This window comes from Streptomyces sp. NPDC006925, from assembly GCF_042869575.1.
GTDB lineage: Bacteria > Actinomycetota > Actinomycetes > Streptomycetales > Streptomycetaceae > Streptomyces.
In genome coordinates this window covers 197,229-211,497 of the sequence record NZ_JBIAGB010000007.1, presented here as the reverse complement: position 1 = coordinate 211,497, position 14,269 = coordinate 197,229, and the positions used below count along the sequence as shown (strand labels likewise).

The following is a 14,269-nucleotide window of genomic DNA, read 5'->3' as shown; positions in this document are numbered from 1 at the left end:
GGGAGGGGAGAGGAACGTTGAACGTTCGTATGCCCTTGCCGTGCGAACAGAGCGCCGCGCCCACGGCGCCGCCACAGACCTGCCGGGAGCCGCAGCACCCGGAATCCGTACCGGAACCTCCGGTGGCCTTCACCGCTTTCTGCGTCCTCTACCGGCAACGGTATCTGGAGTACGCGCACAACCGCCTGGCCGATGCACGGCAGGCGGACACCGTTGTACGCCTGGCCTTCGCCGAGTTGGCCGACCAGTGGGACCAGGCACTGCGCAGCCCCCACACCAACGCCTACGCCTGGCAGCTGCTCAGCCGCCGCATCCGCGACCACGCACACGGGGCCGCTGACGAGCGAGGAGGACACCCGGGCGGCGAAAGCCCCACCGGACACGGCGACCACGCCTTTCTCCCGGACCACACGGACGACACCCGCGTTCTCCTCCAGGACCTGGGCATGCCGCTGTTGGAGGCCACCGAGATGATGGGGCACACCGCCCCCCGGCCCCGCTGAAGCACCGGAGGCGGACGCGCCCTCACTGCGCCCGTGCGCTCCCGTGTGCTGTCCGCCGGCGGGCAGCCTTCCGCGGGGAGGTGGGCGGATGCACGGCCCTGCCACGGTCGGATGGCTGCTGACGGCGCTCTGCGCGGTGGCGGGCGTCTCATGCCTGCTGCGGGCCCGCGGCGCCGGACCGGGCCGGCGGGCGGAGGCGGGAGGTGAGGCCGCGATGGGGTTCGGGATGGCGGCGATGGCCGCACCGGCCCCCTGGAGCGGAACGCCCACGGGGCACACGGTCTCGGGGTGGGTCTTCGGCGCGCTGTTCGGCGCGCTGCTGGTGCGTGAGCTGCGGCTGACGGCGGCCGAGCGGCACACAGCCGCCTCGCCGGGACGGCATCTGCACCATTTCCTGGGGAGCGCGGCGATGGTGTACATGTCGCTGGCGATGGCCCTGGGCCCGTCCGGCGGAGCGGCCGCGCACCACTCCGGAGCGGGGGGCCTGCCGCTGGTGACGGGGATGCTGCTGGTCTACTTCGCCGGATACGTGCTCTGGACCGGGACGCGTCTGATGCCGGCGGGAGCCGCCCCGGCGAGCGGCCCCGCCGCACGGAGGACCGCGATGCCGCCCGTGGCGCGGCAGGCCGGGGTCGCGGCCGGCTGCAGAGTCGCCATGGGGACGGGGATGTTCGCGATGCTGCTCGCGCTCTGAGGAGCGCCCGCGCAGGACCGGAGGCCCTCCCCCGCGCGCGGCACCGGCCGGAAACCCGGGCAGGGTTGTGAACCGCGTCACTTCTGCACTGCCGGGCGTATCACTGTCTCGTAACGGCCTTCTAGGCTGAGTGGTATGACCGTCCCGCTCGCGCTGATGGTGCTCGCCCTGTTCGCCGCGGGTCTCGCGCCGCGCGTACTGACCCGCTCCACCTGGCCCGACCGGGAACCGGTCCTCGCCCTGTGGGTGTGGCAGTGCGTGGTGGGAGCGGTGCTGCTGTGCTGCTTGCTGGCGATGGCCCTCTCGGGTGCGGCCGCCTTCACCGCGGTACGCAGCCACGTCTTCGCCGGGGCGCCGCACGGTGTGGCCGAGGCGTACTCCTCCAGTGCCTCCACGCTCTGGGCCGGCGCCCTGAGCGTGTTGCTGGCCTGCGGAGGTGCCTGGACCGGCGCGATGCTGCTGCGGGAGATCAGGGACGCGCGGGCCAGGCGCCGCAGGCGGCGGGCGGAGCTGCGCGAGCGTGCACCGCGCCTGCCGGGCGAGAGCACCTCCTCGAGCGAGCGGCTGGTGATCCTGGAGGAGGAGAAGGCGGACGCCTGGTGGCTGCCGGGCGCCAACCCGCAGTTGGCCATCACCACCGGCGCGCTGGGCCGGCTCAAAGGCCGGCAGCTGGACGCGGTGCTGGAACACGAGCAGGGACACGCGCGGGCGCGCCACGACTGGCTGCTGCACTGCTCCTCGGCGCTGGCCGCGGGGTTCTCGCGGGTCCCGGTCTTCGCGGGCTTCCGCGACCAGGTGCACCGGCTGGTGGAACTGGCCGCCGACGACGCCGCCTCCCGCCGCTACGGCAGGCTCACGATCGCCCTGGCCCTGGTGGAACTGAACGAAGGGCGCGGGGTCTTCGGGCCCTGCCCGACACCGGTGGCGCTGGTGCCGCAACGGGTGCACCGGCTGCTCGCGCCCGGACCGCGGCTGTCCGTCAGCCGCCGGCTGCGGATGACGGCGGTGGCCTCCCTGGTACCGGTGATCCCGGTACTCGTGGCGTTCGCTCCCGGACTGTCCGCGCTGCGCCACTGACCCGCTCCCGGACCGGCAGGCCCCTGCCGTCCGGCGGGGAACACCCGCCGGGAGTTGTACCGCGGCCGGTGTCAGGGGCGATGATCGGGACATGCGAGGTGCGACCCGGGCCGGTCCGGCAGGCGCGTGGCAGGCCGCTGCGGCCGCCGCGCTGGGTGCCGCGGCCGTGCTGCTGACCAGCCTGGCCCTGCTGCCCTGGGAACCGCTGGCCGTGCTCGACCGGAGCACGGCCTCCGGGCTGCACACGTCGGCGCTGGAGCACCCGGCGCTGACGCGGACCATGCGGGTCCTCACCGACTGGGTGTGGGATCCGTGGACCTTCCGGCTGCTGCTGGCGGCGGTGTGCGTCCGGCTGCTGTGGCGCGGGGAGCGTCCGGCGGCGTACTGGGCGGCGGGCACGGCACTGGTCGGCGCCGGGGTGCAGCAGGGGATGAAGGCGGCGCTCGGCAGGGAGCGGCCCCACTGGCCGGAGCCGGTGGCCTCGGCGGAGTACGCCGCGATGCCGTCGGGGCATGTGCTGACGGCCGCGCTGGTGTGCACGGTGCTGCTGTGGCTGTGGCGGGAGCGGGGAACACCGGTGACCACCGCGAGGTGGCGGACGGCGCTCGCCGCCGCCGCGGTGAGCGTTCTCGGCGTCGCGTTCACCCGGCTGTGGCTGGGCGTGCACTGGCTGACGGACACCGTGGTGGGCGCGCTGCTCGGGACGGCTGTGGCACTGGCGTCCGCGGCCGCGTGGGCTGCCCTGCGGCCCGGGGAGCGGCTGCCCGGCCCCGTACCCGGATAGGACCGGCGGGGGCCCGGCAGCCCGCGGTGGCCGCTCCCGGTGGCCGCTCAGGGCTTGCGGGCCACCGCGCCCACGTTGTCCACCTCCTCGGGTTCACCGAAGGGAAGCGCCTCGGGGCGCCACCGGGTGACCGAGACCAGCCCCGGTTCCAGGACCTCCAGTCCGTCGAAGAACCGGAGGATCTGCTCGCGGGAGCGGTTGACGCGCGGGTTGTCGCTGGTGCGGTTCCACTGGCGCACCATGGCCCGGACCGCCTCCGGGTTGACCACTTCGGCCGAGTCGCTGAACACCAGGTGGCTGCCGGCCGGGAGGGCCGCCGTCAACCGCGCCACCACGTCGTAGGCGCTGTCGTCGGCGAGATGGGCGACGACGCCGAGCAGCATCAGCGCCACGGGCCTGTCGAAGTCGAGTATCCCTGCCGCGCCCTCGATGATGGCGTCCGGATCGCGCAGATCGGCGTCGAGGTAGTGGGTGACACCCTCCGAGGTGCTGGTCAGCAGGGCGCGGGCGTGCGTGAGGACGAGCGGGTCGTGGTCCACGTAGACGATCCGCGCGTCGGGGGCGATGCGCTGGGCGACCTCGTGGGTGTTGTCGACGGTGGGCAGACCGGTGCCGACATCCAGGAACTGCCGGATACCGAGGTCCCCTGCGAGGTGGCGGACAGCCCGGCACAGGAAGGCCCGCTGGGCACGGGCCGTGGTCACGATGCCGGGGTTGGTGCGCGCGATCTCGTCACCCACCTGCCGGTCGACGTCGTAGAAATCCTTGCCGCCGAGCCAGTAGTTCCAGATCCGCGCCGAATGCGGCAACGTGTTGTCGATCTCCCTGGGGTCCGGTCCCGGCACCATGGCTCTCCCTGCCCTCGGCTGTGTGTGCGTCGTGCGCTCGGTGCGCACCAACGTACCGGGGGCGGGCAGTTGCCGTACCGGGGGCGGCGGCCGGAGCCGGCCGGGGAAAGTCGCGGCGTCAGGAGGGGTGTTGAGCGGAAGCTCGTCCTCTAGAGTCGGTCCCGGGACCGCAGATGCCGGTACGCTCGCCCGGACCTCGCCGGTTCACCGCACCGAGGCGCCTGGTCGGCGCCGATACCGGGGCGATCCCCCGCGTCGCCCCGATATCGGCTGCTGCAGCGGGCGTTCCGGCTCCCCTGGAGGGAACACCCGAAGTCGTGCTGAATATATTGGCTGCCGGCCAGTCAACGCAGGAGTTACAGGATGTCCCCCCGGAGCGCATCGGTCAATGAAGAGTTGCGCCGACGCTCGCGTGAACGCCTGCTGCAGGCGACCGTCGAGCTGGTCGCCGAGCACGGGTACGAGTCGACGACCCTGGGCGCGATCGCCGATCGGGCCGGCTCGGCACGCGGGCTCATCTCGTACTACTTCCCCGGCAAGCGGCAGCTCTTCCAGTCGGCGGTGCACCGGCTGATGCATCTGACGCTGACCGAGGCCCTGGAGCGCGGACCGTCGCCGGAGGGGCCGGACAGCGGACGGGAAGTGCTGGCGCGGGCCATCGACGCCGTACTCGGACTGGCCTGCAGCCAACCGGTGCTGATGCGTGCCCACATGGCGGGGATCCTGCAGCAGGAGGGGTTCGTCCGGTGCGACGAGCAGCAGCGCCTGGCGGCCGTGCTGCGCGGCGCCGTGGTCCGCTACGGCTCCCCCGACCCGGACACCGACTATCCGCTGCTGCGCGCCAATCTGATGGGTGCCGTCGTCGCAGTGCTGCTGCCCGGTGCACCGATGCCGCTCGGACGGCTGCGGGGAGAGCTGTTCGCCCGGTACGGCCTCGCCTGGCGGCAGGGGACGCCGCCCGAGGGGGAGGACGGCCCCGAGGTGTCGCATGCGGCCCGGGTACGGCAGTTGGAACGGCTGCGTCCGTGCGGTTGGGGCACCGGCTCCGGACCGCACGGCGGGCCGTGAGCCGCGCGGGGGCGCGATGCGCCGCGCGGGGCGCAGGACCGGCACGCCCGGTGGACGGCGACGGCGGACTCCGCGGGAAGCCACGGGGCACGGCAGCGGGCACCGGGCTCACCGCAGGCGGCGCGTACGGACGCGCGGGACGGGCGTGCTGTGCCCGGCCTGCCCCGTTCACCGCCGTTCACCGCCGCCGGCGGGCATGACGCGGGCTCAGCAGCCCCGCGTCGCGGGCGCTCGCGATGACGCGCAGTGACCTGCGTCGGCTGTGCCCGGTGACCCGCATGACGGCCAGCACCGGGTCCTGGCCCTGCGCCCGGGCCGCGGAGTAGGCACCGGCCGCCGTGTGCAGCGCGGCCGTGCCGCGGAGCCCGGGCGGCCGCCTCCGCCCTCTCGCCGCCGCAACCACTGGCGGTCTGCGCTGCGGGGCCGCCGCGGGAGCCGGTACCGGTGCGGGGGGCTGCGGGGGCGCGGGGGCGGACGGAGCGACGGACACCGGCGGGACGGGGCGCGGCGCCGCGGGCAGCACGCAGGGCCCGGTGGTCCGGACGGTGGGGGCGGGCGCCGGCGGCCGGAGCGCGGAGGGGCAGGCCAGCGTCAGCCGCTCGCCGAGGTACGGCGCGAGCTCCGCGAACTCCCGGAGGGAGAGCGGCGGATCGGCCCGCACCTCCTCCAGCCGGATCCCGCCGTCCACCACGGCGGCCACCATCTCCACCTGGGTACCGTCCGGACGGCTGACACCGACGGCGAACCAGGGCGCCCCGGCGGCGTGCGGGACAGTACCCGCGCCGCTGCCGTAGCCGCGCAGTTTCCACGCGGGACCGGGCGGCGACGAGGGCCGGCACGCGGACGGGCAGCCGTCCTGCCGACAGGACTGGTCCGACGCACAGCACGGACATGAGGATCTCTCCGACACGGCGGCACCGTAGCCCCGGCGTCCGCGGCCGGACCCGCGCGGCGCGCTCGGCCGGGCCCGGGGCAACCCTGACGACGGAGCCGGTCGCAGCCCGTTCGGCGCACCGGTATGCCGCCGATCGGGGGTCGCGGCGCTCGCCTCCGGGGGCCGAACGGGCGCGGCGGGTGCCGCCCCGGGACACCGTCCGCGCCAGTCCGGGGGGAGTGTCCGTGGGGGGGTGCAGACTGTTCCGTGTTCCGGACGACTCGGAGACGGACACCTCGGACAACGACGTCTCGAAGGCGGTGCCGCAATGGCGGACGTACTGCTCGCGGTAGGTACGAGAAAAGGCCTGTTCCTCGCCCGGCGGCCGGTGGCCCGGCGAGGCGGAGCGCACTGGGATTTCACCGGCCCATATTTCGACGCGCAGGCCGTCTACTCCTTCAGCATCGACCGGCGCGGCTCCACGCCCAGGCTGCTGGCCGGAGGGGACAGCGCGCACTGGGGCCCCTCGGTCTTCCACTCCGACGACCTGGGCAGGACCTGGAAGGAGCCCCCGCAGCCCCCGGTGGCCTACCCGCGGGACACCGGGGCCTCTCTGGAGCGCGTCTGGCAGCTCCAGCCCGGCGGGGAGGACGAACCCGGTGTGGTCTACGCCGGGACGGAGCCCGGCGGGCTGTTCCGCTCCACGGACGGCGGCGAGTCCTTCTCCCTCGTCCGCGCGCTGTGGGAGCACCCCACCCGACGGGAGTGGGCGCCCGGCGGCGGCGGGCTGGGGCTGCACACCGTCCTGGTCGACCCGCGGGACGCGCGGCAAGTCACCGTCGCCGTCTCGACCGGCGGCGCCTACCGCACCCGGGACGGCGGCGAGAGCTGGGAGCCGTGCAACCGCGGGGTCTCGGCGGTGTTCCTGCCGGAGGGCCGCCGCTACCCCGAGTACGGGCAGTGCGTACACAAGATCGCGCGGGACGCGGAGCACCCCGACCGGTTCTACCTGCAGAACCACTGGGGCGTCTTCCGCAGCGACGACAGCGCCTCCAGCTGGCATTCGATCGGCGACTCCCTCCCCTCGGACTTCGGTTTCCCCGTCGCGGCCCATCCGCGGCGTGGCGGCGTGGCCTACCTCTTCCCGCTCAACGCGGACGCGGACCGGGTGCCGTCCGGGCACCGCTGCCGCGTCTACCGCACCCAGGATGCGGGCGGCAGCTGGGAGGCGCTGGGGACGGGCCTTCCCGAGGCCGCGCACTACGGACCGGTGCTGCGGGACGCGCTGAGCACGGACGACGCCGACCCGGCCGGGATCTACTTCGGGAACCGGAACGGCGAGGTCTTCGCCAGCGCGGACGAGGGCGAGAGCTGGCAGCAGCTGGCCTCGCACCTGCCGGACGTGCTGTGTGTGCGGGCGGCGGTGGTCGGCTGAGGAGATCCCCGAGTGCGGACCGGAGCGCCCGGCTGAGCCAGTAGAGTGACCGCTCGTGGCTGCACGACCGTTGAACGAGATTGTCGAGCCGGGCTGGGCGAAGGCGCTGGAGCCGGTGTCCGAACGGATCGCCGCGATGGGCGACTTCCTCCGCACGGAGGTCGCCGCGGGGAGGACCTACCTGCCGTCGGGGCCGAATGTGCTGCGGGCCTTCCAGCAGCCCTTCGACGAGGTGCGCGTCCTCATCGTGGGCCAGGATCCCTATCCCACGCCCGGGCACGCCGTCGGACTGTCCTTCTCGGTGGCTCCGGACGTCCACCGGCTGCCGGGCAGTCTGGAGAACATCTTCCGGGAGATGCACAGCGACCTGGGCCTCCCCCGCCCCTCGAACGGTGATCTGACGCCGTGGACGAGGCAGGGGGTGCTGCTGCTCAACAGGGCGCTGACGACGGCCCCGCGCCGGCCCGCGGCGCACCGCGGCAAGGGCTGGGAAGAGGTCACCGAGCAGGCGATCCGCGCCCTGGTCGCCCGCGGACGCCCCATGGTGTCGGTGCTGTGGGGCCGCGACGCCCGGAATCTGCGTCCGCTGCTGGGCGAACTGCCCGCGGTCGAGTCCTCGCACCCCTCACCCATGTCGGCCGATCGCGGGTTCTTCGGCTCGCGGCCCTTCAGCCGGGTCAACGAACTGCTCGCCGCCCAGGGGGTCGACCCGGTGGACTGGCGCCTGCCGTGACCGCGGCGGCGCAGGGCACCAGAGCGGCCCCGCGGGGCGCGGGTGGCTGGCTGCTGGGCGTGGACTCGGGCGGGTCCGGACTCCGGGTCGCGCTGGCGCGCCTCCCCCGCGCCGGACACACGGCCGGCGGGCCACCGGAAGCCGTCGGTACCGTCACCTGTCCGGAACCCGTACGCACCGGTCCGGCCGGAATCGACGCAGCGCACCTGTCCGGCCAGTTGGTTCCCGCGGTGCGAGGGCTCCTGGCGGACGCGGGCGCCGCGCACCTCGCGGCGGCCTGCGTGGGCGCCGCCGGGATGGCGACCCTCGGCACGGGGCTGCGGGCCGAACTGCCGGGCGTGTTCGCGGCGGAGTTCGGAGTACGGCGCCTGGCGCTGGCCGCCGACGCGGTGACCGGGTACGCCGGTGCCCTGGGAGAACGGCCCGGTGCCGTGGTGGCGGCCGGGACCGGAATGATCGCCATGGGCACCGATCTGGAGACCTGGCGGCGCGCCGACGGCTGGGGGCATCTGCTGGGCGACTGCGGCAGCGGCGCGTGGATCGGGCGCGCCGGACTGGAGGCGGCGCTGCGCGCCCTCGACGGCCGGACGGGAGGTTCGTGGGCGCTGCGGAGGCGCGCCGAGGCGGTGTTCGGCACCCCGCTGAGCGCACTGCCCGGGCAGCTGTATCCGCGGACGGACCGGGCGGCCGTCCTCGCCTCGTTCGCGCCCGAGGTCGCCCGGTGCGCGGAGGAGGACGCCGTCGCGGCGGGGATCGTCCGAGCGGCGGCCCGGGAGATCGCCGCCGCGGCCGCGGCCGTGTGCCCTGGCCAGGAGGGTGGGCCTCCGCCCGCGAAGGCTCCGGCCGCTGACCGCGGACCGGCGCAGCGCCGCGGGCGGGCGGTGCGGGTCGCCTTCACCGGGGGCCTGTTCAAGCTCGGCGAGGCTCTGCAGGGCCCGCTGCGCGCGGAGTTGGCCGGGCGGCTTCCGCACGCCCGGATCGGGGAGGCGGCGGGCGGCCCGCTCGAAGGCGCGCTGCTGGTCGCCGCGCGGCTGGCGGACGGCGCCTTGGCGCTCCCGAGGGATCCGGCGCTGCTGTCGGTGACGGATCCGGACGCCCGGGAAGCCCCGGGGGCGCCTGGCCGGGGCGCGGGCAGCGGGGACTGAGGCGGAGCCGGGCAGCGCGGCGCCCAGCCCGGGCCCGGAGCGCGGGCCAGGGTCTCGTGCACCGTATCCTCTGCGGGGGGCCGCACTCCAGAATGCCCGGAGAAGCAGCCGTCTCGCTCGGATGAATCGGGACATAAGCCCATCGGTCTGCCCCGGCCGAACAGCCAAGCCCATGAAGGCATTAGCATGCGGGCGCATGAGCTCCCCCACAGGACCGGACAATGGCCTGCCCGTACGAATGCCACGTCCCCGCCAGCCCGGACGGCACCGCCGGCCGGAGCCCGTCGTCGCCCCCGAGGGTGCGCCGGCACTGGTTCTGGCCGTCCCCGGCGCTCCCTCCGGCGCCACGCGCAGTCTCGCCGAGGAGACGCTGAGCATCGCGCGCTCGGAGCTGCCCGGCCTCGACGCGCGCATCGGTTTCGCCGAGGGCGACGACGGGGAGTTCCCGACCATCCGCTCGGCGCTCGGGCAGGCGGTCGAGGACCGGGCGACGCGCCGCCGGTACGCGCGCGAGGCGGCGGCCATGGCGGAGGAGGCCGGTTCTCCCCAGGAGGCAGCGGTCGCGGCACCGCCGGCCGACGCCGCGGACGAGGGGCTGCCCGCCGTGGTGGTGCCGCTGCTGGCCGGCCCGGACGCCGCGCAGCTGCGCCGCATCCGCCAGGAGGTGCTCAACAGCGGCTCCGGGGCCGAGCTGACCGACGTACTGGGTCCGCACCCGCTGCTCGCGGAGGGCGTGCATGTGCGGCTCTCCGAGGCGGGGCTGGCACGTGCCGACCGGGCACGGCTGTTCACGGTCGCGACGGCGGCCGACGGCATCATCCTGGCGACCATAGGCGGGGAAGAGGCCGTGCAGGCGGCCGGTATCACCGGCATGCTGCTGGCCGCCCGGCTCGCGGTGCCGGTGCTCGCCGCGGCGCTCGACGACGAGGGCGCCGTGCAGCAGATCGCCGAGCAGCTCCGCAACTCCGGTTCCCAGCAGTTGGCCATCGCGCCGTGCCTGATCGGCCCGGAGATCGCCGAGGGCCTGCTGGAGGCCGCGGCGGAGGAGGCGGGCTGCTCCGCCGCCGAACCGCTGGGTGCCTACCCGGCGCTGGGCAAGCTCGTGGCCTCCACGTACGCCGCCAAGGCGGGTATCGCGCAGCAGCAGGGGGCGACGGCGCACTGAGCCCGCCCGGCCGCCCAGGGCGCCACCCGCAGGGGGCGACCGCGAGCCGCCGCCCCCGTCGGCCGGGGGCCGAGCCATCCTGTCCGGAGCACCGCTGTTCGGCGCCTCACGCCCCGGCGCCCGGCTCGATGACGACGCAGGAGGCCGACGGCACGGGCAGCGAGCCCGCCGGTCGCGGCATCCCGGTGGCCGGGTCGATCCCGAACCAGGTGACGTCGCCGGAGCGCTCGTTGGCGGCGTAGAGCCGGTGACCTGCCGGGTGCACCGCCAGGTCGCGGGGCCAGCAGCCACCGCTGGGCACGAGCGCGACGCGCTCGGGCAGCGCGGACGAGGTCAGGTCCAGGACGGCGATGCTGTCGTCGCCCCGGTTCGCGGCCCAGGCGAAGCGCCCGTCGGGTGCGATGGCGAGCGCGGAGGGGTGGTTGGCGGCCGCCGCGTGATCCGGGGGTACGAGCCGGGTCTCGCCGAGCGGCTCCAGCGTGCCTCGCACGGGGTCCCAACCGCAGGTCACCACGGTCGAGTCCAGCTCGTTGACAACGTACGCCCGCCGGTCGGCGATCCGCCGTCCCCCGGAGTGCGCGGGCCCGAACGCCAGATGGCGGGGGCCGGTTCCGGGGCGGAGCGGGACCTCGCGGTGCGGGCGCAGGCTCGCGTCGGCGTCCCGCAGGTCGTAGATCCACACCGAGTCGGTTCCCAGGTCGGTGCAGAGCAGCCAGCGACCTGACGGGTCGGGGGTGACGCCGTGCGCGTGCGGCCCCTCCTGCCGCTCCCGGACCGGGCCCCGGCCGCGGTGCTGGTGTGTGCGCGCGGGCGCGGCCGGGGCACCGTCGGCGCGCAGGGGCAGCATGCTGACGCTGCCGGAGGTGTAGTTCGCGGTGCAGAGGCTGTTCCCGGCGACCGCGAGATGCGTGGGCCCGGCGCCTTCGACGGGGACCGTGGTGCCCAGCAGCGCGGGGAGCGCGCCGGCGGAGGGGCCGCCCGCGCCGGGACTTCCGGCCGGGCCGGGTCCGTCGAGGCGCAGCGCCGCGACCGCGCCGCGATCGGTCTCGCTGACGGCGTAGAGGAGGCCGACCGAGGGCGCCAGGGCGAGGAACGAGGGGTTCGCGACGGTGTGGTCCGTATGGTGCAGGGCGCTGAGCGCGCCGGTGCGGGGGTCGAGAGCCGCAGTGGTGATGCCCCGGCCCCCCGCCGAGGTGAACGACCCGATGTACGCCCGTGGGTGCCGCCGCGTACTGCTGTTCATCGCACCGCCCTTTCGCCGCCCCGTGCGGAAGGCACGACGGTAACAGGCACGGGCCGCTTGGTCTGGACCAATCAGCGAAGTTGGCTCGTCCGGACAGAGCGCGCGGTCAGCTCGCTCCGGACCGATCGGGGCGGCGGCGCGGGCCGGGCCGGCAGTGCGCCCTCAGGCGGCCGCTCGCGGGTGGGTGTGCAGCGGCGCGGCGAGCTGGTGGAGCGCGTCCTCCAGGGCGTGCAGATGCACCAGTGCGCGATCACCGGACGGGGGCGGCTCCGCGGCCGCGGCAGCCACCGGGACGGCGCTGCCGCGGGCCGGGGTGATCCGGGCCCGCGCCGGCACCGCCAACCGGTGCACCGCGGCCTCGACGCGCTCGCAGGCCGCGGTGAGCCGGGCGTCGTGGGACGCGGCGGGGTCGGCCGCGGCCTCGGCCAGACCGCGGATCTGGCGGGCACAGTCGTCCAGCAGGGCCAGCACCTGGCGGGCCCTGGCCTTGCGTGCACGCAGCGGACTGAGGGGATGGACGAGCGGCGCGACCGACAGCCGCACGCGTCCCAGCAGCAGTTCCAGTTCCGCGACCCGCGGTTCGGGCCCCTCGCCGCTGCCGCCCGCGAGGCGGTCCGCCGCCTCCCTGGCGCACTCGTGGACGCAGTGCACCGCACGCCGTATCCACACCTCGGTCGCGGCATGAGTGGTGACGGGCAGCACGAGGGCGACCGCGAGCACGGCACCCAGCGCGCCCACCGCGGTCTCCTCCAGACGCAGCCCGAGCAGTCCGGGGTGCAGGACGCCGAGCAGGCCGTAGAGCATGCCGACCATGAGCGTGACGAAGAACATCATCCACGAGTAGGACAGCGGTGCCGTGTAGAAGATCCCGAAGACGCAGCAGGCCACGACGGCGAGCGTGGGCGCGGCGGCGCCGTCCACGGGCACCGCGACCAGCAGCCCGGCGGCCAGCCCCGTGACGGTGCCCAGCACCCGGCGGAAGCCGCGGACGAGTGTCTCGCCCCGGGAGGCGGTGTTCACGAAGATCCACCAGGCGGCGCCGACCGCCCAGTACCAGCGGTCCAGGGACAGGGCCTGCCCGGCGGCCAGGGCGAATCCGCAGGCGGCGAGCGCCTGGAACGCCTGCCGGGTGGTGGGCCGGGCCAGCCCCCGGCCGCCGACGGGCGCGACGGCGGGCTGCGGCGCCGCGCCGCGCTCGAGCGGCCACAGCACGAACCGGGTGAGCGCGGCTGCCGCGAGCGCCAGCAGTCCGGCGGTGAACGTCTCCGGAAGCCGGTCGGGCTCCATACCCAGGAACTGCGCGGCGAAGAACTGCATGAAGGCGAAGATGCCCAGCGCATTGCCGCGCGGCCCCCAGCGGCGCGCGTACACGCCGGCGAAGACCACCGCGAGGAACGCGGCGTCCCGGGCGGGCGGCTGCTCGTGCAGGAACGCGGCCAGCGTCAGCACGGGAGCACCGACAGCGGGCAGCAGCGCGGTGGTGCGGCCCTGCGCACGCACGGTGGGGTCGGCGACGGTGAACAGCGCGAGCAGCGCCACCAGCCCGCCCGCGACGGTGGCCTGCAGCGGCAGACCGGCGACCGCGCAGACGGCGACCGCGAGTCCGATGCCGATGACAGCGCGTGCGGAGACGCGCGCCCGGTGTGAGCGTTCGGGACCGAGTGCCGCGACGGTGCGACGGAGGAGATGTGCTGGGGTCCTTCCCCCGGGCTTCCGAAGCGACTTGTCCAAAACCCCTCCAATCCGGGCTGACCTGGTCGGCCATGCGTCCACATGCTGGTACGAAGAGGAAAGCACCCCTTCCCACCTGCCACCAAATCGCACGCGTTTGACATGCTGGACGCGTGATCAGTTCTGCCGCCGCACCTGCGGTCGTCTTCGACCTGGACGGCACTCTCGTCGACAGCGAGCCGCACTACTACGAGGCGGGCAGGCGCCTGCTCGCCGCACACGGCGTTCCGGGCTTCACCTGGGCCGAGCACGCGCGGTTCATCGGAATCGGGACCCGGGAGACCCTCGCCGCACTCCGCCGCGAACACGGGCTCACCGCATCCGTGGACACACTGCTGGCCGAGAAGAACCGCCTGTATCTCCAGTCGGTGCGCTCCGGCACCGAGGTGTTCCCCGAGATGCGAAAGCTCGTGGAACACCTGCATGCCTGCGGGCATCCGCTGGCCGTGGCCTCCGGATCGTCGCGCGGCGCCATCGACGCGGTACTCGGAGCGACCAGCCTGGATGAGCTGCTTCCGCTCCGAGTGTCGGCGGAGGAGGTGCCGCATGGCAAGCCCCGGCCGGATGTCTTCCTGGAGGCGGCCCGCAGACTGGGCGTCTCCCCCGCGGACTGCGTGGCCGTCGAGGACGCCCCGGCGGGCGCCGAGGCGGCCCGGCGGGCGGGAATGCGGTGCGTCGCGCTGCCGTACCTGGCCGAGCAGGCCGCCGATCCGGGGTTCGCGGGCGCGGGCCTGCTGGTCCCCGGCGGTCAGCGCGAGTGCGACGCGCAGCAGATCTACGACTGGATGGTCGGGCGCCCTGCCGCCTCCCGGCCGCCCTCGGGCGGCCCGCAGCGGGCGTGACGGCGCGGACCGGACCGCACGGGGCAGGCAGCGCCGGCCCGGGACGCCCGGAATGCAGAACTTCGCACCCGGGGCGCATGGGCTGGAGGGGCCGAGCCGGTGCGCACGGGAGTGGGAGCGCCGAGCC

At 75.1% G+C, this 14,269-nt stretch carries 14 protein-coding genes; 10 read left to right on the top strand and 4 right to left on the bottom strand.

Features of this window, described 5'->3' with window-relative positions:
* The first annotated feature begins 122 nt into the window (after positions 1-122).
* From ACFYNS_RS12955 to ACFYNS_RS12940, 4 genes are all read left to right on the top strand, one after another.
* A complete protein-coding gene (locus tag ACFYNS_RS12955; RefSeq protein WP_360295719.1) occupies positions 123-503 on the top strand; it encodes a hypothetical protein in 381 nt (126 codons plus the stop codon).
* An 88-nt stretch (positions 504-591) separates the two neighbouring features.
* Positions 592-1,197: a DUF5134 domain-containing protein gene (locus ACFYNS_RS12950; RefSeq protein WP_360295722.1), complete on the top strand. Its 606-nt coding sequence runs from the start codon at positions 592-594 to the stop codon at positions 1,195-1,197.
* Positions 1,198-1,332: 135 nt separating this feature from the next.
* The gene (locus ACFYNS_RS12945; protein ID WP_388602573.1) at positions 1,333-2,274 is read left to right on the top strand and encodes a M56 family metallopeptidase; all 942 of its coding nucleotides are present in this window, start codon (positions 1,333-1,335) and stop codon (positions 2,272-2,274) included.
* 91 nt (positions 2,275-2,365) lie between these two features.
* Positions 2,366-3,058: a phosphatase PAP2 family protein gene (locus ACFYNS_RS12940; protein WP_360295726.1), complete on the top strand. Its 693-nt coding sequence runs from the start codon at positions 2,366-2,368 to the stop codon at positions 3,056-3,058.
* 47 nt (positions 3,059-3,105) lie between these two features.
* Here ACFYNS_RS12940 and ACFYNS_RS12935 read toward each other — a convergent pair whose 3' ends face one another.
* Entirely contained in the window at positions 3,106-3,906 is an 801-nt protein-coding gene (locus ACFYNS_RS12935) for an SAM-dependent methyltransferase (RefSeq protein WP_360295729.1), read from the bottom strand.
* Positions 3,907-4,269: 363 nt separating this feature from the next.
* Here ACFYNS_RS12935 and ACFYNS_RS12930 point away from each other — a divergent pair, with 363 nt between their 5' ends.
* Positions 4,270-4,974: a helix-turn-helix domain-containing protein gene (locus tag ACFYNS_RS12930; RefSeq protein WP_360295731.1), complete on the top strand. Its 705-nt coding sequence runs from the start codon at positions 4,270-4,272 to the stop codon at positions 4,972-4,974.
* Positions 4,975-5,152: 178 nt separating this feature from the next.
* On the opposite strand, the gene ACFYNS_RS12925 is transcribed toward ACFYNS_RS12930, so the two are convergent.
* Complete coding sequence (locus ACFYNS_RS12925; protein ID WP_388602658.1) at positions 5,153-5,776, bottom strand: DUF6214 family protein; 624 nt, start codon at positions 5,774-5,776, stop codon at positions 5,153-5,155.
* A gap of 400 nt (positions 5,777-6,176) precedes the next feature.
* Here ACFYNS_RS12925 and ACFYNS_RS12920 point away from each other — a divergent pair, with 400 nt between their 5' ends.
* From ACFYNS_RS12920 to ACFYNS_RS12905, 4 genes are all read left to right on the top strand, one after another.
* On the top strand, positions 6,177-7,283 hold the full coding sequence (locus ACFYNS_RS12920) for an exo-alpha-sialidase (protein ID WP_360295737.1): 1,107 nt from the start codon (positions 6,177-6,179) through the stop codon (positions 7,281-7,283).
* A 55-nt stretch (positions 7,284-7,338) separates the two neighbouring features.
* Entirely contained in the window at positions 7,339-8,016 is a 678-nt protein-coding gene (locus ACFYNS_RS12915) for a uracil-DNA glycosylase (RefSeq protein WP_360295740.1), read from the top strand.
* Entirely contained in the window at positions 8,013-9,161 is a 1,149-nt protein-coding gene (locus tag ACFYNS_RS12910; RefSeq protein WP_388602569.1) for an N-acetylglucosamine kinase, read from the top strand. The genes ACFYNS_RS12915 and ACFYNS_RS12910 overlap by 4 nt, the downstream gene beginning before the upstream one ends.
* Positions 9,162-9,357: 196 nt before the next feature.
* The gene (locus tag ACFYNS_RS12905) at positions 9,358-10,326 is read left to right on the top strand and encodes a hypothetical protein (protein WP_360303236.1); all 969 of its coding nucleotides are present in this window, start codon (positions 9,358-9,360) and stop codon (positions 10,324-10,326) included.
* Between the two features lie 106 nt (positions 10,327-10,432).
* Here ACFYNS_RS12905 and ACFYNS_RS12900 read toward each other — a convergent pair whose 3' ends face one another.
* Positions 10,433-11,569: a lactonase family protein gene (locus ACFYNS_RS12900; RefSeq protein WP_388602566.1), complete on the bottom strand. Its 1,137-nt coding sequence runs from the start codon at positions 11,567-11,569 to the stop codon at positions 10,433-10,435.
* A gap of 162 nt (positions 11,570-11,731) precedes the next feature.
* Positions 11,732-13,300 (bottom strand): FUSC family protein, encoded by a 1,569-nt coding sequence (locus ACFYNS_RS12895; RefSeq protein WP_388602564.1) that lies wholly within the window; start codon positions 13,298-13,300, stop codon positions 11,732-11,734.
* Between the two features lie 116 nt (positions 13,301-13,416).
* Here ACFYNS_RS12895 and ACFYNS_RS12890 point away from each other — a divergent pair, with 116 nt between their 5' ends.
* Positions 13,417-14,142 (top strand): HAD family hydrolase, encoded by a 726-nt coding sequence (locus ACFYNS_RS12890; protein ID WP_388602656.1) that lies wholly within the window; start codon positions 13,417-13,419, stop codon positions 14,140-14,142.
* Positions 14,143-14,269 lie beyond the last annotated feature (127 nt).